The sequence below is a fragment of the Microbispora sp. H10830 genome (assembly GCF_014161375.1).
Classification (GTDB): Bacteria; Actinomycetota; Actinomycetes; order Streptosporangiales; family Streptosporangiaceae; genus Microbispora; species Microbispora catharanthi.
Window position 1 is genome coordinate 91,327 of the sequence record NZ_JABBWX010000008.1, and the last position, 22,184, is coordinate 113,510.

Genomic DNA, 22,184 nt, shown 5'->3' on the forward strand with positions numbered 1-22,184 from the left:
GGCCGGAGTCCGGGGACCCCGGCCCACGCGGGTGACTACTGGGCCGGGTAGTCCGCGACGTACTGCGGCGCGCCGACCTTGGTCGTGTCGGCCGCGTCGCCGACGCCGTTGACGACGTGGTCGATCGTCCCGGCGCTGAGGTTGACCGTCATGATGTGGTGCAGCCGCACGCCCGGGGTCTGCGGCGCCTCGAAGCCGTTCTCGGTGTGGATCTGCGGGTTGTTCTGGTTGAAGACGTAGACGCCCGCGCCGTGGAGGTTATGCCTCTTCACGTGGTCGCCGACCTTGTAGCCGGCGTAGCCCTCCACGGATCCGTTCATCCAGTCGGCCTGCGTCGGCGGGTCGTACGGCAGCTCGTTCTGGTAGAGGATCGTCGTGCCGTCCTCGCCGTTCCAGACCGTGTTGTAGCGCTGGAAGTGCTCGACGAACAGGCCGGTCGCCGTCACGTGGTCGCCGTTGACGACGACGCCGTAGCGGCCGATGTTGGTGTTCCAGCGCTGCGTGTCGGTGAAGCCCTCGACACCGTGGTCGGCGCGCCACACCCAGGTGTGGTCGATGAGCACGCTGTCGCTGTCGACTTCGAGAGCGGTCTCGGTCTTGCCGACGTGCGGCCCGCCGACCCGGAAGTACACGTCGGACAGGGTCGTCGGGTTGTCCGCCGAGGTGCGGTGGCCGCCGTGTTCCCTGCCCACCCGCAGCAGGACGGGGGACTTCTGGAGACCCGCGTCGACGGTGACGCCGGCGACGACCACGCCGGGGACGTCGGCGACGTCGATCGGGATCGCGCCGCGTACGGCGGTGAGGGTGGCGTGCCCGAGACCGAGGACCACCGTGTCGGGGCGCTTGACCTCGATGCTCCGCGCGATGTCGTACACGCCGGGCGTGAGCAGCAGGTTCTTGCCGCGCGCGAGCTGGCTGTTGATGACCTGCACCGAGTCGGACGGCTTGGCGACGTAGAAGTCCGACAGCGGCACCGTACGGCCCGGCGTCATGCCGTCCGCCCATGAGACGCCGCGCGTGTTCTTCCTCGCGGCGGGCACGCGGACGTTGAGCCTGCCCTGCGCGTCGGCGTACAGGTAGGGCTTCTCCCGGCTGACGGGGGTGTTCTCCACCGTGGTGTAGGGCGGGTTCGGAAATTCGGACTCGTCCGGCGCGCCGACGACGCCCGAGAAGACCTGGTTCCACACGCCGTTGGACCACCCGGCGAGCTCGGTGTTGCGGGTCAGCCACTGCTGCTGGGAACCGTTGGTGACGGACGGCAGCCGGGAGTCGGCGATGAAGCCGCCGCTGGCGTACTGCGGGCCGGCGGTGCAGTAGTCCATCAGCGACAGGGTGCCGCCGCTGACGTTGAGGCGGCGCATGGAGACCGCCTGGGAGACGGCCCAGAAGTTCGCCGTCTGGCGGCAGCCGTCCTGGCCCGCCGCGTTGATGGCGATCGACAGGTTCGACAGCGTGCGCCAGAAGTTGACGAGCGCGAGGCAGTTGCCGGTGCCGTTGTTCTCCAGGCAGCGGTTGTAGACCTCGACCTTGCCGTTGATGACGACGTCGGTGGGCGAGGCACCGAGACCGGCGATCTCGGTGTAGTAGCCGACCTTGATCTGGAGCGGATGCTCGGCGGTGCCGTACGTGCCGGGCTTGAAGAGGTAGGCGTGGCGCTCGGTGCCCATCTCGTTGTCGACCTGCGCCGAGTGCGCCGCGTCCAGGGTCGCCTGGATCTGGTCGACCGGCATGCCGGGGTCGAAGACGATGACGTTGGGCCCGAGGTCGAGGGCTCCACCGTGGTCGCCGTGGTTCCCGTTGGCCGGTGCGGCGGTGGCGGCCGTCGTTCCCGCCGTCACGACGGCGGTCGTCAGCACGAGACCGAACGTGAACGCCCGGCCGATCAACCGGCGGCCGGAGCGCCGCCTCCTGGGACTCCCAATGTCAGGAGTCTGGGTCGTCATACGGTTCGTCCTTTCCGCTGCGTACGCAGCCGAGAGAGCGCTCTCTCGCGGGCCCGCCTTGTATCAAGCCCTGAAAAAATGTGTGGGATGTTTGTACCGCGCGGACCGGCCCCGGCGCTATCCCTTGATTTTTCGGATACGGCTCCCCCAGGACGCCGAACCGCCCCGGAGCTGGGCAGGCTCCGGGGCGGTCCAGGGCTCGGATCAGGCGGTCTCTTCGAGATACCGCGCGTGGGCGGCGGCCAGGCGCCCGCCGACCTCCGCCGTGCTGACGAGCACGGACATGTTCGCCTTGGACGACCGGCCCTCGGTGGCCGCGTCCACGGCGCGCATCAGATACTTGGTGATCGCGTTGCCGCGCACGCCGTCCCGCTCGGCGGCGGCCATCGCACCGGCGATGGCCGCGTCCACCTCGGACGCGTCGATCGCGTCCTCCTCCCGCACCGGCGTGGTGATCAGGAACGAACTGTTGTTGCCGAGCGCCCAGTGGTTCTCCACGGCCCGCGCGATCACCCGCTCGTCGTCCAGCCGCTGCGGGCTGCGGATGCCGCTGGAGATGCAGTAGAACGCGGGGAAGTCGTCCGACCGGTACGACACCACCGGCACGCAGTGGGTCTCCAGATACTCCATCGTCAGGTTCAGGTCGAGGATGCTCTTGGCCCCGGCGCAGACGACGGCCACCTTCGACCGGGTGAACTGGATCAGGTCGGAGGAGACGTCCATGGTCTTCTCCGCGCCCCGGTGCACGCCGCCGATGCCGGCCGACGAGAAGAACGGGATGCCGGCCAGTTCGGCCGCCACCACCGAGCTGGCCACCGTCAGCGCGCCGAGCCCGCCCTGGGCCAGGATCACCGGCAGGTCCCGGCTGCTGACCTTGGGGATGCCGGGCGTCGAGGCGAACCGCTCGACGTCCTCGTCCGTCATCCCGACCTTGATCCGGCCGCCCTCGACGCAGATCGTGGCCGGGATCGCGCCGCCCGCCCGGACCGCGTCCTCGACCTTCCGCGCGGTCGCGGCGTTGTCCGGATAGGGCAGGCCGTGGGTGATGACGTTCGACTCCAGCGCCACCACCGGCCGCCTCTCGGCGAGTGCGTCCGCGACCTCCTCGCTGTAAACCAGCGGGACGCGCCCATGCTCCCGGGTCATCGTCGCCTCTCAGTTCGCGGCCGGGCCGTAGTTCGGCAGCTTGTTCAGCTTGTGCTTCTGGTTGAGGATCTCCGGGATGTAGACCTTCTCGTCCCACTGCTCCTTCGCGACCGGCTCCAGGATGATCGACACTGAGCCCTCCTCACAGCCGAAGGCGCTCGTCATCGCCTTGGTCACCGCGGCGACCAGGTCGGAGTGCTGCTGCTCGGTGAGGGGGACCGGGAAGTGCTTGATGCTGACGTGCGGCATGATGATCTCCTTACGGTGCGTCCCGAGACGATCCCTGATGGCTGCGACCAGCTCGTCGATCTCCGGTTCCTTGAGCAGGCCGTAGTGATCGGCTTCCAGGTCGACGACGACCGGGGCCGTCGCCGAATAGCCGCTGCTGTTCTCCAGGAACGAGTAGTCGTCGCCCCTGGCCTTGAAGATGGTGATCGGTGCGTCGATCCTTCGCTGGGCCAGCTCGCGGAAGGTGTAGCTGAACTCGAAGGTCTCGCCCACCACCCGCATGATCCGGCGTACGAGGTCGATGTCCAGGTCGGGGAAGGTGCGGTGGATGAAGGCGGCGAAGCTCTCCTCGTCCACGGCCTCGGCCAGGCACCGTTCCAGCAGCGGCCCGGTGATCGTGCCGGCGAAGACCGAGAAGAGGATCGTCACGTACGCCTTGTTGCCGAAACCCGCCTCGCGCTCGTGCTCGGACGTGCCCGCCAGATGGACCTTCGGCGAGCCCGGCGCGATCAGGAAGAGGTGCTCCACCCGCTCACCGGCCTGCTCCAGCTGGTAGGCCGCCTCGAACGCGACGCGCGCGCCGAACGAGTATCCCCACAGCGTGTAGGGACCGGACGGCTGCAGCCGCCGGATCGCCTTGACGTCCTCGGCCGCCATCTCGCCGATGGTCGCGTACGGCACCTCCTCGGGGTTGATCCCGTACGCCTGGATTCCGTAGAAGGGCTGGGTGGCGCCCATCCTGGCGGCCAGCGTGCGCAGGTTCATCGTGTAGCCGCCGAGGCCCGGCCAGCAGTAGATGGGCTGGTCGGAGCCCTCCCGCTGCAACGGCACGAGCCGGGAGCACGCCTCGGACTCGGTTCCGTCGAGCCGCCGGGCGAGCTTCTCGATGGTGGGGCACTCGAACAGCACCTGGAGGGGCAGCGAGCCGCAGAACTCCCGGTTGATCTTGTTGATCAGCCCGACGGCGATGAGCGAGTTGCCACCGGAGGCGAAGAAGTCGTCCTCCACCGAGACGGTCTCCCGCTTCATCGCCTTCTTCCACAGCTCGGCGATCCTGCGCTCGGTCATCGTCCGCGGCGCGACGTACGGCCGGTCGGCGTTGTCCACGTTCGTCGCGTCGGACTCGGCCAGCCCCCTGACGTCGATCTTCCCGTTCGCCGTGAACGGGAGCCGGTCCAGCACGACGACCTTGTTCGGGATCATGTAGTCCGGCAGGAAGTTGATCAGGTCGTCCCTGATCATCTCCGCCGGTCCCTTCATGTGGACCGAGTCCTCCTTCATCCCCTCGCTCAGCCGCTGCTCGTCGCTCACGCGGCCGCCGATGAAGAAGTAGGACGGGCCGGTGGGCCGGCCGTTGGAGCGGAGGATGCCGTCGATCCGGCGCGCCGAGGGCAGGTCGTCGCCGGACTTGGAGCTGTATCCGGACGACATGAACCCGATGTTGACGTCGTTCATCGACAGGTGCTGCAGCGTACGTCCCAGGTCGATGTAGTGCAGCCAGTCCTCGGCGTTCCTGCTGATCACCGAGATCCCGAGGCTCGACCGGTCGTAGACCTGCTGGTTGATCGCGATGACGTGCTTCTTGAGGATGAGCTCGTCGGAGATCAGCCGCAGCCGCCCGTTCTCGTAGGCGTACTGGCCCGCCCGCAGGTCGGCGATCTTCCCGGGATGCGCCTGGACGTAGAGGTCGACCTCGTCCTGGCGCGGCCCCGCGTAGGGGACCAGCTCGAACGTGCCGAGGTAGTAGTCCTCGGCGGCGCAGTCCAGGTGGTCCTTCGTGGCCGGCGCGTACTCCAGGGGCCTGATGTCCAGGCCGTAGTCGGGCAGCACCTCCTCGAACAGGCCGACCATGTGGCCGGTCTCGATCTCCAGGACCTCGCGGATGTTGTTCTTGTAGACCGGTTCTATCGCCCGCTTCTTGCCGACGAAGTGCAGCCTCACCTGAGGCTCCGCTCCCCCGGTGGCCGGCCCGATCAGCACGAGCCGGTGCTCCACCGGGTGGTGGTAGTAGAAGCCCGGCCGGAGGTCGCCGATTCCGTTGATCTCCAGGTAGAGCTGCGTCGCGTACAACGCCCCTGGCGAGGCGTACGCGTACTTCGGCAGCAGGCGTTCCTCGCTGAGGTGCTGGCCGAGGTAGCGCAGGATCTCGCCGAGATCCTCCAGGCCGACGGTGTCGAGGCCGCGGGAGCGCGCGCCCTCGGTCTTCCTGTCCAGCAGCTTCAGGATGTCGCCCCGGCCGACCTCCCCGCCCTCGTAGAACCGGTAGGTCTTGCGGGCGAACGCCAGTCCGCGTTGCCGCGCGGTCGCCTGCTTGCCGGGCAGGTCGATCACCGGCCTGCCGTCGAGCTCCGCGGCGTCCCTGACCCCGGCGTTGGACAGCTGCGCCTTGACCTGGAGCCGGCTCGCCTTGGACTGGTGGTGGGCGCCGTGGTTGCCCTGGTCCATCAGCGCCGCTTCCTTGGGATTCAGCTCCACGCAGGCGATCAGGTTCTGGAACCCGGTGCGCGGGTCGTCCTTGACGATGACCGCGGCGTGCTTGACCCACTCGTGGGTCTCGATGGCCAGCTTGATCTCGTCCAGCTCGACCCGGAACCCCCGCAGCTTGACCTGGTTGTCCGCGCGGCCGACGAACTGGACGGTGCCGTCGGCGTTCCAGTACGCGAGGTCGCCGGTCTTGAACAGCCTGCCCTCGCCGAGCGGGTTGTCCACGAACCGCTCGGCGGTCAGCTCGGGCTTGTGCAGGTAGCCGCGGGCCACCTGGATGCCTCCGATGAACAGCTCGCCGATCTCGCCGACGGCCACAGGCGCCCCGGCCAGGTCGAGGATGTGGTAGTCGGTGTGGTCGACCGGCGCCCCGATCGAGATCGCGTTCGGGCCCTCGTCGACGGTCGCCGGGTCCACGGTGTACGCCGACGAGTTGATCGTGCACTCGGTGGGGCCGTACAGGTTGACCAGCGCGCACCCGGGCATGGCGTCGAAGAAGCTCGTCGCCAGCACCTTGGACAGGACCTCGCCGCCGGTGAAGACCTGCGTGAGCGAGGTGCAGCTCTGCAGTTCCTCGGTGTCCAGCAGCGCCGTCAGCAGCGTCGGAACGCACTGCAGCGTGGTGACGTCGTGCGTCCTGATGACGTCGATCAGCCGCTCGGCGTCCCGGTAGACCCCGGGCGGGCCCACGACGACCACGGAGCCGCAGACCGGCGCGAGGATCTCCCACTGCGCCGCGTCGAAGCTCATCGGCGTCTTCTGCACGATGATCTTGTCCTGGTCGATCCCGTAGCCGGCGTGCAGCCACCGCATCTGGCTGACGATGCTGCGGTGCTCGATCATCACGCCCTTCGGCTTGCCGGTGCTGCCGGAGGTGTAGATGACGTACGCGAGGTTGCCGGGACGCAGGCCCGGGTGGCGGTCGGAGTGCCGGTCGCCTCCGGGCGAACCCGCGACCCCTTCCGCGTCCTTCAGGGTGACGATCCGCGTCCCCGCGGGCGCCAGCTCGGTCAGCCTGTCCACGAGCTCGTCCTGGGTGACGACGACCCGCACGCCCGCGTCCTCGATCATGTAGCGGAGGCGCTCTTCCGGGTATTCGGGGGACAGCGGCAGGTAGGCGCCGCCGGCCCGCAGGATCCCCCATACGCCGACCATCAGGTCGATCGACGGCTCTACGAAGAGCCCCACACATTCGTCGAGGTCCACGCCGAGCTCCCGCAGGTGCCCGCCGAGGGCCGCGCCGCCCTCCGCGAGCTCGCGGAAGGTCAGCCGCCGCTCTCCGCAGACGACCGCCGTGGCGTCGGGGCGCAACCGGGCCTGAGCGTCGAGCAGATCGGGAAGACAGGTGTCCTCGGGTGATTCCCGCCTCGCTTCAGCGACTGGAGTGGTGATCATTTCCTCCCCCTGCGATGGACGGACAAGGGTTACTGGGAAGCCGTGGCCCTCGGACGCCGTCACCCGTTTCCGCGCTCACCCGCGGGGGTGACCGGCCTGCGCCGCAGGCCGGTCGGGCCTACCGCCGGGCCGACGGGACGTGAAGCCTGTGGAGGCCACGTGAAACCCTGGGGTGGGTTCGTCCCGGGGCTGTCGCCGGTGGAGCAGGAAGAATCTGGCCGGCGACGGTTGGAATCCCCTCCCCTCAGGGGAGGGGAGGCGTCAACGTGGGACGTCCGTACCGAAGTAGCGGTCGCCGAAGTCGCCGATGCCGGGGATCATGTAGGCGTTCTCGTTCAGCCGTTCCTCGATGGCCGAGGTCACGATCCGCAGGTTCGGGTGACGCGCGTGGACCGCGTCGATGCCCTCCGGCGCCGACAGCAGGGTGACGAAGACGATGTCGTCCTCCGCGACCCCGTGGGCGAGCAGCACCTCGATGGCGGCAAGCGCGGTCCCGCCGGTGGCCAGCATCGGGTCCAGCAGCAGCACGCTGTGCCGGTCGATGTCCGCGGGCAGCGCGGAGTAGTACAGCCGCGGCAGCTTCGTGACCTTGTCCCGCTGGATGAGGATCTTGCCGATCCGCACTCCCGGCGACATCACACGCAGCTCGTGCTCCATGCTCTCCCCGGCGCGCAGGACGGACACCCCGCAGATCGGCCTGGCCGGCCGCAGGCCGTGGTAGGTGCGCCCCACCGGGGTCTGCACGTCGAGCGGCTCGAACGGCAGGAGATCCATGGCCGTCTCGATGAGCTGGCGGATGATCCGGCCCGACGTGGTGACGAAGCGCTCCAGGTCGGCGTTCCGGTCGCGGATGATCGTGTGCAGCGCCCGCAACTGCCTGGTCTGCGGCAGCAGATGCACGGTGTCGTTCGTGGTGCCGGCCGCCTGCGTCGCCGTGATGGTCATGCCTTCTCACCCGCCTCCAGCTGGGCGAAGGCCCTGCGGGCCTCCTGGACGAACTTGCGCACCTTCAGCCGGTCCTTGCGGCGCGTCACCGGGTCCTCCAGGCCGGTGTGCGCGTCGACCGCGGCCGGGCGAACCTCGGCGATGGCGGCGGCGACGTTGTCCGGGTTCAGCCCGCCGGCGAGCATCAGCGGCTTGGGTGAGATCCGGACCAGTTCCGCGCTGATCGACCAGTCGTGCAGCAGTCCGGTGGCGCCCTTGGCACCGGTGGCCGGGTTGAAGGTGTCGGTGATGAACATGTCGACCCACTCGGCCGCCTCGTCCACGATCTTGGCCAGCTCGTCGAGGTTGTCCTGCTTGACCACGAGGCTCTTGAGCACGTACAGGTCGGGGGCGATGCGCCGCAGCTTCCGCAGTTCCTCGCCCGTCACGTCGCCGTGCAGCTGGATCGCGGTGACGCCCAGCTCCTCGCAGAAGGTCTTGATCTCTTCGGCGTCGGTCAGGTAGGTGATCACGACGCCCCTGTGCTCCGGCTGGATCTCCTTGACGATCGCCGCGGCCTCCTCCTCGGACAGGTCCTCGTTCTTCGCCGGCAGCCGCAAGGCGAAGCCGAGCCAGTCCGCGCCTTCCTCGCGGATCAGGTCCGCCTCGGCCTGGTCGATGACACCGGCTACCTGAATCAGTCCCTGCATGTTGACCCGCCTTTCGAACCGGCCTGAGCGGCCTCGGTCGGAAACGAATTGCAATCGGCCACGAACGATGGCATTGAGCAGCCCGCGAAAGTTCGGCCTTTCGGGATGGAATTCGCAACGGCGCGAATACTCCGGCCTGCGGGGCCTATTCAGAATTCGCGGCGGCGGGCTTTTCCCACAACCCCTAGCAGCCCCACAGCATGTCAGGACGATCCGTGACACCTTTGGACTTTTCGGGTGCCCCGGGTCCGAACGCGGAAGAGACGGCCCGCAACCCCTTACAACCCCTATCGTTCGACGGCCCGCCCCGAGTCGCGTGCGAGTCTCGTTGACCCGGCGGGAAACGCGGAACTAGCCTCCGTTTCGGAGTGCCCCGACGAGCACGCGCGAGAAACGGTGGTGAGAATGCACCACAAGCAAGCGCTTTCCCCGGATCGTTCGCCGGCGCGGTTCCCGGGCACCGGGCGCCGCGATCACCGGATCTCGCGCCCGTCCACGCTGCCCGGGTGCCGCCACCGGCCCGCGCACCTCGAACCCGGACGGCCTCCCGTCTGGCCAATCGCTTAGCACTAAGGTAATGTCTCTTAGTGCTAAGCGAACTTGCCTGCCACTGATCCACGGCCGCCGGGGCCGATCGGCACGACAGCTCGACCCAACCGACGCACGACGTTCGTTCACGCCTGCCCGGACCGGGCCCACGCGCACAGGAGGAACCAGATGACAGTCATCGAGTCCGTCTCCGCCGGGACCGACAGGCCAGATCGCGTCCCCCTCAAGAACTGGATCGCGGTGATCGCCGTCGCGCTGGGGACCTTCCTGGTGGTGACCGTCGAGAACCTGCCCATGGGCCTGCTCACGGCCATCGGCGACGGCCTGCACGTCACCGACGGCGAGGTCGGCCTGATGGTGACCGTGTCCGGCCTGGTCGCCGCCGTCACCGCGCCGCTGCTCCCCGTGGCGATCCGCGGGCTGGACCGGCGGGTGGTCCTGCTCGGCCTGATCCTGCTGGCGCTGGTGGCCAACGTCGTGTCCGCGGTGACCCCCACGTACGCCGTGCTGATGGTGGCCCGGCTGTTCGTGGGCGTCAGCATCGGCGGCTTCTGGTCGCTCGCCGCGGGCCTCGGTGTCCGGCTGGTGCCCGAGTCGCACGTCGCCAAGGCCACCTCGTTGATCTTCTTCGGCGCCATGGCCGCCAACGTCCTCGGTGTCCCCGCCGGCACGCTCGTCGGCGAGCTCACCGGCTGGCGCATCGCGTTCGGCGCGGTCGCCGCGGTCGCGCTCCTGCTGGTGATCGCGCTGTCCGTGCTGCTGCCGAAGATGCCGGCGACCGAGCCCGTCCGGCTGCGCACGCTGGGCGAGCAGCTGCGCACGCCCGCCGTCCGGATCGGTGTCGTCGCCACCTTCCTGCTGGTGTCCGGGCACTACGGCGCCTTCACGTTCGTCAGCCCGATCCTGCAGGACATCTCCGGGGTCGGCGCGGCGTTCGTCGGCCCGCTGCTGCTCGCGTACGGCGTGGCCGGGATGGTCGGCAACCTCATCGCCGGCTCGTGGGCGGGCCGCAACGTCCGCGGCACGATCGTCGTGGTCAGCGTCGCGCTCGCGGTCATCCTGGCGGCGTTCCCGTTCCTCGGCGGCAACGCGGTCACCGGGTCGATCCTGCTGATCGCGTGGGGTTTCGCGTTCGGCGGCCTGCCGGTGAGCGTGCAGACCTGGATCATCAAGGCGGCGCCGCAGGGCATCGAGGCCGCCACCGGGCTGAACACCTGCATGTTCAACCTGGCGATCGCGCTGGGAGCGCTGTTCGCCAGCCTCATCGTCGGGGCGGTCGCGGTGACCGGTGTGCTGTGGGTCGCGGCGGGGCTCGTGATCCTGACGTCGCTGGTGGTGTCCGCCGCCAAGCGGGTCTAGTCGCCCAGCGACATCAGCAGTTGCCTGAGGGTCTCGGCCAGGTTCTCCCGCTGGGCGGGGGTGAGCCCGGCGAGCAGGCGCCGTTCGGTGTCCACGTGGTCGGGCAGCGCCCGGTCGATGAGCTCGCGACCGGCGTCGGTCAGATCGACGTGGACACCACGGCCGTCGACGTCGCTGGGCGTCCGCGTCACCAGGCCCCGCGCCTCCAGCCGGTCGAGGCGCTGGGTGACCGCCCCTGAGGTGATCATGGCGGAGCGCATCAGCTCGGCCGGGGCCTGCCGGCCGCCGCGGCGGAGGGTGGCCAGGACGTCGAACGACGAGGGGTCCAGGTCGTGAGCGGCGAAGGTGCGGCGCAGCTCGTTGTTGACGAGCTGCGTCAGCCTCGACAGCCGGCCGAAGACCGCCATCGGGGACACGTCCAGGTCAGGGCGGGCATCGGCCCACTGCTGCAGGACGTTGTCCACATGATCCGGCACACGGCAAGGGTACCGCCCGCGGCACCCCCCCAAATCGAGAGGAAGTAGCGGCATGCGCATCACAGTGTTCGGGGCGACCGGGAACGTGGGCAGGCGCGTCGTCGCCGAGGCCGTGTCCCGCGGACACGAGGTGACCGGCGTGGCCCGCAATCCGGTACGGCTCGCCGGACTGCCCGGCGAGGCACGGGCCCGGGTCGGCGACGCGACCGACGTGAACGACGTCGTCGCGCTGACCGCCGGGCAGGACCTGGTGATCACCGCGACCTGCCCGGCGCCCGGCGACGAGGGCCAACTGGTCACGGTCGCCACCACGCTGCTCGCGGCGTGTGCCAAGACCGGCGTACGCCTGCTGCTCGTCGGCGGCGCGGGCAGCCTGACCGTCGAGGGCGGCGGCCGCCTGATGGACCGGGCGGGCTATCCGTCCTTCCTGCTGCCGATCGCGGCGGCGTGCGTCGAGCAACTGGCGGCCTGCCGGGCCAACACCATCGTGGACTGGGCCTACCTGAGCCCGGCCGACCTGCTCGTCCCCGGCGAGCGGACCGGCGTGTACCGGGTGGGTGGCGACAAGCTGGTGGTCGACGCCGACGGCGAGTCCCGGATCTCTATGGAGGACCTCGCGGTGGCGTTGCTTGACGAAGCCGAACGGCCGCGCCACCACCGGACCCGTTTCACCGTCGCGTACTGACTTCTGGCAGACCACGGCTCAGCCGGGCGTACGGAAATCGATGAAGAGTGAAAAAACGCCCGCCTTCGAGATCACTTCGTGATTCGCGGGCGGCAGGATTTCCATCCCGTGCCGCGAATCAGGGAGCGATATGAGGCGCTTGAATGTGCTTGCCGTTCTGTTCGGTGTGCTCGCCGCGCTGTTCACCGGCGCCGGTGCCGCTCATGCCGCTTCATCCGCCGACCCGGTCCACGCTCTCCGGCAGCAGTTCGCGGCGGGGCGAGGGGTTCTGGTTTCCGAGACCGCCCGGACGAGCATTTTCGAAGACAAGCAGACCTACATCCGCCGGACCACCGGCAGGATCGGGTTCGGAAAGTCCGGAGTAGTCGGCTACGACCTCACCTCCCTGGGGGTGATCACCCCCCGTCTCCAGGCCGCCCTGCCCCCTGAAGAGCTGGAAGCCATGCGCGCTCCCCTGCGCGCGGTCAACGTCGGCCGCTATACCTACGTCCAGGGTTTCCACTGGGGTTCGATGCCGGAAGGCAAGACCTGGGTCACGTTCGGCAAGGACAATCCGTCCTGGCAGGACTACGGCCAGCGCGGCGACCAGCTCGTCGACGTCCTCAGCCCGGCGAGGCTCAAGTTCGTGATCTCGAAGGCCTCTTCCCTCCGCTCCGGCGAGTATCGCGGCACCCTCAAGACGCAGAACCTGTACAGCGAGCAGGGTGCTTTCAACCCGGACAACTACACGGTTTCGTTCAGGTTGTCCGTCGACAAGGCCGGGTTGCCCGTCCGCCTGGTCACGCGGTACTCCTCGAAGGAATATGACTACACCCGCGACGGTGAATGGGTCCGGAAGATTCACCGGAACGTGGTGGACACCCGATACCGATGGCACGCGAACGTGAAGATCACGGCACCGCCGGCATCCGCCATCGTCGACTTCAACGACCTGCCGGCGAACCGGCAGCCGAACTTCGGAATCCCACTGGTTATTCACCCGGATGACAGGGTCGCCGCCGGATAGGCCCTCCCGGAGGGGGCCCATGCCGTGGAACGATTCGCGGAGACCCCCATCGTGAAAGGTCGTGGGATGCGGGCTACCACGGACGCGGACGTACGCCGGGTGTTCGACCGGCTGGCGGACCGGTACGACAGCCAGATGCTGGCCTGGGAGCGCCGCCTGTTTCCGGGCAGCCGGGAGTGGGCCGTCGGGCAGGCGCGCGGTCACGTGGTGGAGTTGGCGGTCGGCACGGGGCTCAACCTCCCGCTGTACGGCGCCGGCACCACGGTCGTCGGGATCGAGCTGTCCGAGCGCATGCTGGAACTGGCACGGCGGCGGGTGGCGGAGGCCGGCCTCGGCGAGCGGGTCGAGCTGCGGCAGGGCGACGTGCAGCGCCTGGACCTGCCCGACGGCGTCGCCGACACGGTGCTGTCCACGTTCACGATGTGCACCATCCCGGATCCGCTGGCCGCGGCGCGCGAGGCCTATCGCGTGCTCAGGCCGGGCGGGCGGTTCGTGCTCGCCGAGCACGGACCGTCGAGCAACCCGGTCATCCGGGCCGGGATGCGGCTGCTGGAACCGCTGTCGGTGCGGTTCGAAGCCGACTACCTCACCCGCGATCCCCGACCCTACGTGGAGCAGGCCGGTTTCGCGATCGAGTCGGTGACGCGGACGGCCCGCGGGATCAGCTTCCGGGTGCTGGCCGTCCGGCCCTGACCCGATCGAGACCGTCGTGGCCGCCGTCAGCGCCACGGTCCCCCGTGTCGTCCTTCCGCACGGGCCGGTGGACGGTGAGATCGCCGTACGGGCGCAGGAGCGTGGCCAGGTCGCCGGGTTTGTCACGCAGGGTGGCGTCGAGGAAGGCCACGGTGGCCGCCGTGGTGACGGACAGGCCCCCGGTGCGGCCCAGGGAGCCGACAACGGACGGCACCGGCGGCATGTAGAGCGGCGCGTCGGCGAAGGTGAGGTGCGCCGCGCCGGGGACCGTGATCCGGTAGCTCTCCGACGTGCTCAGCGAGAGGATCCGGGTGAGACGAGGGATGTACGACGGGTTGTCGGCCGGGTCGACGGGATGGGTGAGCGCGAGCACCGGCTGATGGTAGGGCCGGGGCGCGGGGTCGTACGGGTAGCCGTCCAGGTCGATCACCGCCGCGAACCGGGAGTCCTGGCGGGCGGCCCGCAGGGAGGCGCCTCCGCCCATGGAGTGCCCGGTCGCCGCCGCCCGCGCGGTGTCGAGCCGTCCCGTCAGCGGGCCGCGGATCTCGCCCCTGTCGAGGCGGCCGAGCTGGGTGAGGACGAAGCTGAGATCGGCGGCCCTGACCGCCGTCCAGCCGGTCGCGAGCCGTCTGTCCTCCTCGTCGTCGCCGGTGGCCACGACGCGCGTGCGGATCGTCCGTCCATCGTCGAGCACGACGGCAGCGGAGTCGTACGGGTGGTCGAGGGCCGCGACGACGTAGCCGCGGCCGGCCAGTTCCTCCGCCCACGCGGTGTTCTGGGTGCGCACGCCTCCCAGTCCGGGAGAGAACAGCACGATCGGGAACCGCCCGGCCGCCGCGGGCGCGTCGTACACGGCGCCGGTGCGGGCACGGACCGCGTCGTCGAGCAGGAAGGCGGGCACGCCGATGTAGCCGGTCAGGCCGTCGGCGACCGTACGCGCCTCCCGCTCTGTGCGGCCGAGATACCGGGCACGGGGACCGGCCGTGCCCTTGGGTGCGGGATACCACAACTGGACCACGACCGTCCGGTGGTCGCCGGGCTCATCGGTGGCGGGCTCCGGGCGAGAGACGTCGGTCCACTGCATCACGGCGGTGCCCACCGCGTACGGACCGGACGGCCCGGGGAACACGGGCACGGGCACCGCCCAGGCGGCGGCCGCGCTCGCACAGACCAGGCCGAGGCAGGCCACGACTCCCGGCAGGGCGAGCCACCGTCTCATCCGCCGCGCCGGGCGTCCGGCCAGCACTGGCGCGGCGAACGCGAGCGCGACCAGGACGCCGGCGAGCGCGGGCGCCATCTGCCAGCGCAACCCGCGCACGGTCAGCGCGATCCCGGACAGGGCGACGACCGCCGCCGCGGCGAGCGCGACCGGCCGCCGGGCTCGGGGCGGGCACCACCGCGACGACAGCAGGCCGACGACGCCCAGCAGGAGCAGGATCTCCAGGGGCGACATGCCGATCCCCCCGATGGTCTCGATCACGCGACCAATCGTTGATCACGTAGGCCGCTCGCGCGTCCTCCTTGAGTCCCCGCTTTCATGCGACCGCAGTCGCATCATCATGCCGACGGTGATCCCGGAGTCTGATCATCAAAGGCCCGGAAGCGGCCCGGCGAACCCCAGTGGACACCCCACTAATCGAGCCAGAGCACGATGCCGGTCATGCCGTTGAGCACGGCCGCCGCACCCGCCCTGATCGCACGCCCGGCGCGCTCGGGGGTGAAGCTGGCGGGATCGTACGCCGAGGACATGCCGAGCCCCTCGCCGCGGAACGACGCACCGGTCCAGTCGGCGGCGGTGACGTTCTCCGTGGGCTCGGCCAGCTCCGCGCCGACCACGAGGAACTGCTGATCGAGGTGGTTGGGGGTGACCAGGGCCAGGGGGTCGACGAGGGCGTCGCCGGCGGTGACGACGAGGTCGGGCCTCATGTCGATCGCCCTGCTGATGGTCGGCACGAACTGGTCCGGCCGCGTGGCCGTGAGGGTCCTGAGGCTGACGCGCTCCTCCTCGGCCCACGCCGTCACCGCGCTCACCAGCGTCGTGGTCTGGCGGTCCTCCCCCGCGGTGAGCAGCACCACGCGGTAGCCCTCCGGCGGACGGACCCCGTTCCATGAGCCGGGCCGGGGCGTGATCGTCGCCTCCGGGGCGGGCGACGCGGCCGGGAAGAAGCCCGGGCCGGGAGTGCCGACGGCGGTGGGCTTCGCGTGCGGCCGGGACCAGTCGTCGCCAGAGCCGCATCCGCCGGCCAGCAGGGCGGTCGCGACTGCCGCGGCCAGGGTGCAGGCAGGCAGAAGCCGAGAGCGCATGGGGATCGTCCTTCGGGGGCGGTGGGAAGTGCGCCTATTTCCTACCGCATGATTTGCGGCCTTCGACGCCGAGGCCGTCTCCGCCGGGCGTGCTTCCTCGACGGTTCTCGTCCGAGATACCGCTCGTTCATCTCAATCGAGCAGATTTCGTACGCCAAAGCCGAAAAGGAGTCATATGTCCCCCGCCGCTCGGCGTCGTGTCTGTGCTGTCATCGCCGCCGCAGCCGTGGCCGTCCTGTTCAGTGCCCTCTCCGCTCCGCTCGGTGCCCTGCCCGCCCTCGCCCACGGGTTCACCTCGACGGTTTACGTCAACCTCGACTCGCCCCAGGCCGGGCACGTCCGCACCGAGCTCCAGCTGGAGTACGACCTGCTCGTCGTCTCCGCCGCCGACTACGAGAAGGACGACCCGCTCTTCAGAGCGGGCACCGCGGCGTTCGAGGCCGGTGACGCGGGTCGGCAGGCCGCCGCTCTCGACGCCCACGCCGGCTCGGTCGTCGCGTACGTCAGCGAACGCTTCGGCGTCACCGCCGGGGGCGAGGCGTGCGCCCCGGTCAGGGACGGCGGCTTCACGATCGGGCGACGCGAGGGCGTCCCGTACGCGCGGCTGACCCTCGACTACCGGTGCCCGAGGTCCGCCGAAGCGCACGAGGTGCGCAGCGCGCTGTTCGCCGGCTCCAAGGGGTACGTGCGCGACAGCAAGACGATCGTCACCTACGACCTCGACCTGAAGTCCGGAAGCACCGCACTCGACGCTCAGCATCGGTCGTTCTCCACGCACCAGTCCTGGTTCGAGCGGTTCTGGGAGTTCTTCCGGCTGGGAGCCGAGCACCTGCTCGGCGGGCTCGACCACATCCTGTTCCTGCTGGCTCTCATCGCGGGGTCACGCCGCCTGCGCGAGATCGTGCTGGCGGCGACGACCTTCACGCTGGCCCACTCGGTGACCTTCGTCCTCGCCGCCCTCGGCCTCGTGGAGGCGCCCGCGTCGTTCGTCGAGCCCGTCATCGCCCTCTCGATCGCGGTCGTCGCGGGCTGGCATCTGTGGCGCATCTGGCGACGCCGGTCGCACGCCACAGACCTGGAGACGGCCGGTCACGGCCGCCTCGGCCTGGACCGCGCGGGCTGGACGCGGCTCGCGGTGGTCTTCTGCTTCGGCCTCGTGCACGGTCTCGGCTTCGCCGCGGCACTGGGCATCGATCAGGCCTGGTCGTGGACGCTCTTGTGGTCGCTGCTCGTCTTCAACGTGGGCATCGAGGTCGTCCAGCTGACGGTCATCGTCGCCGTCTTCCCGCTGCTCGCCCTGCTGCGTCACCGGCGGCCTATCGCGGGGCTGTGGACGACCGGGGCGATCGCGGCGGGTGTGTCCGCGATGGGCCTGGTGTGGTTCGTGCAACGCGTTCTCGGAATCTGAGATCACGCCACAACTTCCGGCAAGCGCAACGGCCCGCCTGGCCCTTGTTCATCTCCGCGACACCGAGCCCCGAAATCGTGCAAACCGCTCCAATACCCCCAAATGGATGGAAAGCAATGAAGCTCGACAAGGGGACTCAGGGCCCCGGGCTCGTCCTGCGCCGGGTGGCCATGAGCGCCACCGCGGCGGCCCTCAGCGCCGGCGCCGTGTTCGGCGGCGGCCTGGCGACCGCGGCCCATGCCGACAGCGCGACGCTCACCGGCGTCGTCCTCGGCGTGGGCGCCGACGAGACGCAGCGCGTCCTGTCCTGGTACTCCTCGGCCGGCACCGCGCAGGTGGTCCAGGTCGCGCCGGCGTCCAAGGTCGTCGACGGCCGGTTCCCTGCGAACGCCGTCACCTTCCCCGCCACGGTCACCGCGAACGTCGTCAACGGCGGCTACAACGCGCACGCCACGATCGACAGCCTGAAGCAGAACACCGCCTACTCCTACCGGGTCGGAGCCGAGGGCGACTGGTCCCCGACGTACTCCTTCACGACCCAGGACTTCAACGGCAACAACCTCGACTTCCTCTTCTTCGGCGACCCGCAGATCGGCTCGTCCGGCAACGTGGCGAAGGACGGCGCGGGGTGGGAGGACACCCTGAACGTCGCCCTCGCCGCCAACCCGAAGGCCGAGCTGCTGGTCTCCGGCGGCGACCAGGTCGAGTCCGCCAACACCGAGACGCAGTGGAACGCGTTCCTCGCGTCCGACAAGCTGCGCCAGTACCCCTGGGCCGCCACCATCGGCAACCACGACGTCGGCGGCAAGGCGTACGAGCAGCACTTCTGGACGCCGAACACCGACCGCTCCGCGCCGTACTACAACGGCAGCGCGACGACCAGGTCCGGCGGCGACTACTGGTTCACGTACAAGAACATCCTGTTCATCGACATCAACAGCAACGCGTACGCCAGCGGCTCCGACGCCGCGCACATCGCCTACATCACCGATGTCGTCAACAAGCACGGCGCCGGCGCCAAGCACACGGTGCTCATCTACCACCACGCGATCTACTCGCCGGCCAGCCACGCGAACGACGCCGACAACAAGGTGCGCCGCCAGGACTTCCCGACGGCCTTCTCGAAGCTCGGCGTCGACCTGGTCCTGCAGGGTCACGACCACAGCTACTCCCGCAGCTACGTGATCAAGAACGGGCAGAAGGCGGACAAGGACGAGCAGCCCGGCGCCACCGAGGTGTCCAAGGGCCCGGGCGGCGTCATCTACGTGACGGCGAACTCGGCGTCGGGTTCGAAGTACTACAACCTCACCGCTCCGGACACGACCAAGGACCCGAACTACGGTCCCGACCCGCTGAACCCCAAGAGCCACTGGGCCAACTCGGTCGAGAACCAGGAGCACGTCCGTACGTACGTGCGGGTCCAGGTGCGCGGGAACAAGCTCGTCGTCGAGAACATCCGCAGCGGCACCTGCGCCGCCCCCAACGCCGCGGTGGAGCTGGGCCAGGAGTCCTGGTGCGGCCCGGACAGCGGCGCGAGCGCCGCTCAGCCGGTCGGCTCCACCGTCGACAAGGTCGTGATCCACACGAACGAAGGGAAGGCCGGCGAGGACAAGCAGGCCGCGGCCGAGTCCGACTGGCTCCAGTAGACGACCGAGGGCGAGTGGGGCCCTCACGATCAGCCGATCCGGCCCCACTCCCCGAGACCACCCGAGGATCATGCAGATGCACCCGCCGAGATCGCGTACGACAACCGCAGCAGGCTCCCTCGCCCGGGCCGTCGTCGCGGCGCTGCTCGCCGCGTTCGGCCTGTTCGGAGCGGGGACGGGCCCCGCCGCGGCGGACGGCGAGGTCTCCTGGACGGTCGCGACGGCCTCCGGCGACTTCGGGTCCGACCGGCGGAACTACAGCTACACACTGGACCCGGGCGGGCGGATCGAGGACGGTCTCGTGGTCGCCAACCACGGCACGACGCCGCTCCACCTCGGCGTGTACGCCGCGGACGCGTTCACCACCGGGCAGGGCCGGCTCGACCTGCTCGGCCGGGACGCGACGTCGACCGGGGTGGGTGCGTGGGTCCACCCGGACCGGCCCGACGTGACCGTCCGGCCCGGAGAGTCGGCCGAGGTGCCGTTCACGGTCGCGCTTCCGGACGACGCCGCGCCCGGCGAGTACATGGGCGGCATCGTCACCGCGCCGGCCCCGACCGGCGCGGCGGACGGGCGGCGTCTCGGCATCCGGATCCGCCTGCGCGTGGGCGGAGAACTGAAGCCGAGCCTGTCGGTGGAGGACCTGCGGGTGCGCTATTCCGGCACGCCCAATCCGCTCGGGACGGGCGACGCCACCGTCACCTACACGATCCGCAACGACGGCAACAGCGTTCTCACCGCCCGTCAGGCGGTGTCCCTGTCCGGACCCTTCGGGCACTGGGACGCCCGCGCGGGGCACATCGACGACTCGCCCCGGCTGCTCCCCGGCGACACCTGGAAGGTCTCCGTACCGGTGCGCGGAGTGACTCCCGCGCTGAGACTGACGGGCACGGTCACGCTCGTCCCGCTGCTCACCGACGCGGCGGGCTCGGTCGCCCCGCTCGCCGTCGTCGAGAGCACCGCGCACGCGTGGACCCTCCCCTGGGCGCTGTTGCTCGTCCTCGTCGTCCTCTGCGGGCTCCTCGTCGCGGCTCTCGCCGCACGGCGCCGCCGGAAGGCCACACTCCGCGAAGGGCCGGCGCGCTCCGGCACACCCCTCACGCAGGAGTGACCCGGCGAGGTGCGCCGCCTCTCCTTGTGGAACGCGTGAGGCCGGTGTGTTCGGCGGCGAAGGCCAGGATGTCCGCGGTCAGGGCACGTTCCTTGCTCGCGGGCGAGGCGGCGTGGGCGGTGTCGGGTTCCCTGCGCATGAGGATCGGCCGGTCGCCGGCGGTGGCGTGCTGGAGGGCCGCGCACATTTTGGTGACATGGGCCTCTCCGGTCTGCAGATCGGTCACCGCGCCGGTGAAGAGGAAGGCGGGATAGAGGGTTCCGGGCGTGACGTTGTGGTAGGGGGAGCACGTCAGGAGCCATTGGAGTTGTTCGGGCTGGGAGGCGCTGCCGAATTCGTCGGTCCAGGTGCATCCCAGGCCGAATCGTTCGTAGCGCACCATGTCACACAGCGGGCCTTCGGCGACGACCGCGGCGTACAGATCCGGTCGCCGTACGGCGGCGGCCGTGACCAGCAGACCGCCGGCTGATTGGCCGTATATCGCCAGTTGGTCGCGGGTGGTCGCGCCGGTCTCGATGAGCCACGCCGCGGCGTCGTTGAAGTCGCTGATCGCGCGGTGTTTGTGTGGTCCCCGGCCGGCGTCGTGCCAGCGTTGGCCCTCTTCGCCGCCTCCTCGTACGCACGCGACCGCGTAGGTGCCGCCGGCGCCGACCCATGCGGCCGCCAGGGGGAAGAACCAGGGGCGCATCGGCATGCCGAAGCTGCCGTAGCCGTACAGGAGGGTGGGGCGCGGCCCCCGGTGGTCCTCGTCCGGAGTGAACAGGAACAGCGTGATCTCCGTGCCGTCACCGGCGCGACAGCGGACGGCGCGGCTGCGGATCTCCGGAGTGTGGCCCGCCGTCGCGGCGCCGGCTTCCTGCTCCGTCGTGCCGAGCACCGCGTCGTAGCGGTAGATGGTGGGAGGTGTGGTCGCGTCGCAGTAGCTGAACCACGCCTGGTGCCCGCGCGGGACGCTCGTGCGCAGGGAGGACACGACGCCCGCGCCCGGAAGGGGCAGCGCGGTGAGCGGCCGGCCGTCGGCCAGGTCGTGCAGTGTCAGGGCGGAGGTGCCATGGCGGGCGCGTGCCACCAGCAGGACAGGCCGCACAAGCGCCGGACCGTCGAGGACCAGGCACTCGTCCAGGGGAGCGGCAGGATCTTCGGCTATCAGTGTGCGCCAGGCGGCCGGGCCGGCGTCGTACCGGTCCGCCACGCAGACGCGGCCGCACGGAGCCTGGTGGTCGGTGACGAGCAGCAGGGTGCCGTCCGCGAGGAAGCGGGGGAGGACGCGGGCGCCGACGGCCGCCCCGTCCACGACCTTGACGAAGCGCGGAGCTTCCGGATCGACGAGTTCGGCCACGTACACGTCGTTCTGCGCGGCGGGCCCGACCATGGCGGTGACGGCGAGATGACGGCCGTCCGCGCCGACGGTGAGCCCGTAATAGTGGTCCGGGGCGTCCTCGCCGCCGAACACCACCGTGTCGGCCTGCCAGGGCGCGCCGATCCGGTGCAACCGCACCCGCCGGTGCAGCCGCATGTCGCCCGGGGCCAGTTCCTCGTCGGCGACCCGGCTGACGTAGTAGAACGCGTCTCCTCCCGGCAGCCAGGCGAGCGAGGTGTTGCGGGCGCGCGGCAACGGTCCGTCCACCACCTCGCCGGTGCGCACGTCGAGCACCGTGATGTCGCTGCCGGGCTGCTCGGCGACCTCCATCTGGACGGCCACACGATCGCCCTCGCGCGACGGCCACCAGGCATACAGCCCGGTGTGACCGGACGGATCGATCTCCACCGGATCGACCAGCACCCGCCTGTCGCCTTCGGCGTCGACGACGAGCAGGCGCCGCTGCTCGTCCCCGCGCAGTTGCTCGGCGAGGAACATGAACGAGCCCCGCACCGTCGGAGGCTCCGACACGCCGAAGGAGGACACCTGGTCCACCGAAGACGCCCAGAAATCCTTCTCACGCCATTGCTCGCGGTGGGCCAGGAAGAGACGATCCTGGGCCGTGGCCCAGTCCCGTACGCGTACGTCATCGCCGTCTTCCAGCCACCGATAAGGATCGGAAATCCGGAATCCGAACAGATCCTCCACCACATCGCTGCGCCAAGCGGCAGGGTAGAACAATCGCGCCATTGAATTC

At 69.9% G+C, this 22,184-nt stretch carries 16 protein-coding genes; 7 read left to right on the forward strand and 9 right to left on the reverse strand.

Going from position 1 to position 22,184, the window contains the following annotated elements; translation table 11 throughout:
- Positions 1–35: 35 nt before the first annotated feature.
- From HHX35_RS21110 to HHX35_RS21130, 5 genes are all read right to left on the reverse strand, one after another.
- Positions 36–1,943, reverse strand: a complete 1,908-nt coding sequence (locus HHX35_RS21110) for an adenylyl cyclase (RefSeq protein ID WP_259405251.1) — start codon at positions 1,941–1,943, stop codon at positions 36–38.
- 204 nt (positions 1,944–2,147) lie between these two features.
- The gene (locus HHX35_RS21115; RefSeq protein ID WP_182900476.1) at positions 2,148–3,089 is read right to left on the reverse strand and encodes a pseudouridine-5'-phosphate glycosidase; all 942 of its coding nucleotides are present in this window, start codon (positions 3,087–3,089) and stop codon (positions 2,148–2,150) included.
- 9 nt (positions 3,090–3,098) lie between these two features.
- Positions 3,099–7,196 (reverse strand): amino acid adenylation domain-containing protein, encoded by a 4,098-nt coding sequence (locus HHX35_RS21120; RefSeq protein WP_182900477.1) that lies wholly within the window; start codon positions 7,194–7,196, stop codon positions 3,099–3,101.
- Positions 7,197–7,457: 261 nt separating this feature from the next.
- Positions 7,458–8,141 (reverse strand): uracil phosphoribosyltransferase, encoded by a 684-nt coding sequence (upp, locus tag HHX35_RS21125; RefSeq protein WP_139579701.1) that lies wholly within the window; start codon positions 8,139–8,141, stop codon positions 7,458–7,460.
- Complete coding sequence (locus HHX35_RS21130; protein ID WP_139579700.1) at positions 8,138–8,830, reverse strand: phosphoribosylanthranilate isomerase; 693 nt, start codon at positions 8,828–8,830, stop codon at positions 8,138–8,140. Before HHX35_RS21130 ends, upp begins: the two co-directional genes overlap by 4 nt.
- 717 nt (positions 8,831–9,547) lie before the next feature.
- Between HHX35_RS21130 and HHX35_RS21135 the strand changes: the two genes are divergently transcribed.
- Complete coding sequence (locus tag HHX35_RS21135) at positions 9,548–10,738, forward strand: MFS transporter (RefSeq protein ID WP_182900478.1); 1,191 nt, start codon at positions 9,548–9,550, stop codon at positions 10,736–10,738.
- Here HHX35_RS21135 and HHX35_RS21140 read toward each other — a convergent pair.
- Positions 10,735–11,214, reverse strand: coding sequence for a MarR family winged helix-turn-helix transcriptional regulator (locus tag HHX35_RS21140; protein WP_182900479.1), 480 nt, complete (start codon positions 11,212–11,214; stop codon positions 10,735–10,737). The genes HHX35_RS21135 and HHX35_RS21140 overlap by 4 nt on opposite strands.
- A gap of 52 nt (positions 11,215–11,266) precedes the next feature.
- Between HHX35_RS21140 and HHX35_RS21145 the strand changes: the two genes are divergently transcribed.
- The 3 genes from HHX35_RS21145 (at position 11,267) to HHX35_RS21155 (ending at position 13,598) form a co-directional block, all read left to right on the forward strand.
- Positions 11,267–11,899: an NAD(P)-dependent oxidoreductase gene (locus HHX35_RS21145; protein ID WP_182900480.1), complete on the forward strand. Its 633-nt coding sequence runs from the start codon at positions 11,267–11,269 to the stop codon at positions 11,897–11,899.
- A gap of 145 nt (positions 11,900–12,044) precedes the next feature.
- Positions 12,045–12,905 (forward strand): hypothetical protein, encoded by an 861-nt coding sequence (locus HHX35_RS21150; RefSeq protein WP_182900481.1) that lies wholly within the window; start codon positions 12,045–12,047, stop codon positions 12,903–12,905.
- Between the two features lie 66 nt (positions 12,906–12,971).
- Positions 12,972–13,598, forward strand: coding sequence for a class I SAM-dependent methyltransferase (locus HHX35_RS21155; protein WP_182900482.1), 627 nt, complete (start codon positions 12,972–12,974; stop codon positions 13,596–13,598).
- On the opposite strand, the gene HHX35_RS21160 is transcribed toward HHX35_RS21155, so the two are convergent.
- Positions 13,567–15,078: a hypothetical protein gene (locus HHX35_RS21160; RefSeq protein WP_220505703.1), complete on the reverse strand. Its 1,512-nt coding sequence runs from the start codon at positions 15,076–15,078 to the stop codon at positions 13,567–13,569. The genes HHX35_RS21155 and HHX35_RS21160 overlap by 32 nt on opposite strands.
- A gap of 152 nt (positions 15,079–15,230) precedes the next feature.
- A complete protein-coding gene (locus tag HHX35_RS21165; protein ID WP_182900483.1) occupies positions 15,231–15,902 on the reverse strand; it encodes a hypothetical protein in 672 nt (223 codons plus the stop codon).
- 175 nt (positions 15,903–16,077) lie between these two features.
- On the opposite strand from HHX35_RS21165, the gene HHX35_RS21170 reads away from it, so the two are divergent.
- The 3 genes from HHX35_RS21170 to HHX35_RS21180 all read left to right on the forward strand — a co-directional run bounded on the left by HHX35_RS21170 (position 16,078) and on the right by HHX35_RS21180 (position 20,067).
- Positions 16,078–17,310, forward strand: coding sequence for a HupE/UreJ family protein (locus HHX35_RS21170; protein WP_182900484.1), 1,233 nt, complete (start codon positions 16,078–16,080; stop codon positions 17,308–17,310).
- Positions 17,311–17,426: 116 nt separating this feature from the next.
- Positions 17,427–18,956 (forward strand): metallophosphoesterase family protein, encoded by a 1,530-nt coding sequence (locus tag HHX35_RS21175; protein WP_182900485.1) that lies wholly within the window; start codon positions 17,427–17,429, stop codon positions 18,954–18,956.
- A 76-nt stretch (positions 18,957–19,032) separates the two neighbouring features.
- Positions 19,033–20,067, forward strand: a complete 1,035-nt coding sequence (locus tag HHX35_RS21180) for a DUF916 domain-containing protein (RefSeq protein WP_182900486.1) — start codon at positions 19,033–19,035, stop codon at positions 20,065–20,067.
- Here the strand turns inward: HHX35_RS21180 and HHX35_RS21185 are convergent.
- On the reverse strand, positions 20,054–22,177 hold the full coding sequence (locus HHX35_RS21185) for a prolyl oligopeptidase family serine peptidase (protein WP_182900487.1): 2,124 nt from the start codon (positions 22,175–22,177) through the stop codon (positions 20,054–20,056). The genes HHX35_RS21180 and HHX35_RS21185 overlap by 14 nt on opposite strands.
- Between the last annotated feature and the right edge of the window lie 7 nt (positions 22,178–22,184).

Bases quoted from the DNA above. Each gene is read 5' to 3' on its own strand.
- HHX35_RS21115 (WP_182900476.1), bottom strand. From the start codon at position 3,089: ATGACCCGGGAGCATGGGCGCGTCCCGCTGGTTTACAGCGAGGAGGTC.
- HHX35_RS21170 (WP_182900484.1), top strand. From the start codon at position 16,078: ATGTCCCCCGCCGCTCGGCGTCGTGTCTGTGCTGTCATCGCCGCCGCA.
- HHX35_RS21130 (WP_139579700.1), bottom strand. From the start codon at position 8,830: ATGCAGGGACTGATTCAGGTAGCCGGTGTCATCGACCAGGCCGAGGCG.
- HHX35_RS21155 (WP_182900482.1), top strand. From the start codon at position 12,972: ATGCGGGCTACCACGGACGCGGACGTACGCCGGGTGTTCGACCGGCTG.
- HHX35_RS21185 (WP_182900487.1), bottom strand. From the start codon at position 22,177: ATGGCGCGATTGTTCTACCCTGCCGCTTGGCGCAGCGATGTGGTGGAG.
- HHX35_RS21180 (WP_182900486.1), top strand. From the start codon at position 19,033: ATGCACCCGCCGAGATCGCGTACGACAACCGCAGCAGGCTCCCTCGCC.
- HHX35_RS21165 (WP_182900483.1), bottom strand. From the start codon at position 15,902: ATGCGCTCTCGGCTTCTGCCTGCCTGCACCCTGGCCGCGGCAGTCGCG.
- upp (WP_139579701.1), bottom strand. From the start codon at position 8,141: ATGACCATCACGGCGACGCAGGCGGCCGGCACCACGAACGACACCGTG.
- HHX35_RS21145 (WP_182900480.1), top strand. From the start codon at position 11,267: ATGCGCATCACAGTGTTCGGGGCGACCGGGAACGTGGGCAGGCGCGTC.
- HHX35_RS21175 (WP_182900485.1), top strand. From the start codon at position 17,427: ATGAAGCTCGACAAGGGGACTCAGGGCCCCGGGCTCGTCCTGCGCCGG.
- HHX35_RS21135 (WP_182900478.1), top strand. From the start codon at position 9,548: ATGACAGTCATCGAGTCCGTCTCCGCCGGGACCGACAGGCCAGATCGC.
- HHX35_RS21120 (WP_182900477.1), bottom strand. From the start codon at position 7,196: ATGATCACCACTCCAGTCGCTGAAGCGAGGCGGGAATCACCCGAGGAC.
- HHX35_RS21110 (WP_259405251.1), bottom strand. From the start codon at position 1,943: ATGACGACCCAGACTCCTGACATTGGGAGTCCCAGGAGGCGGCGCTCC.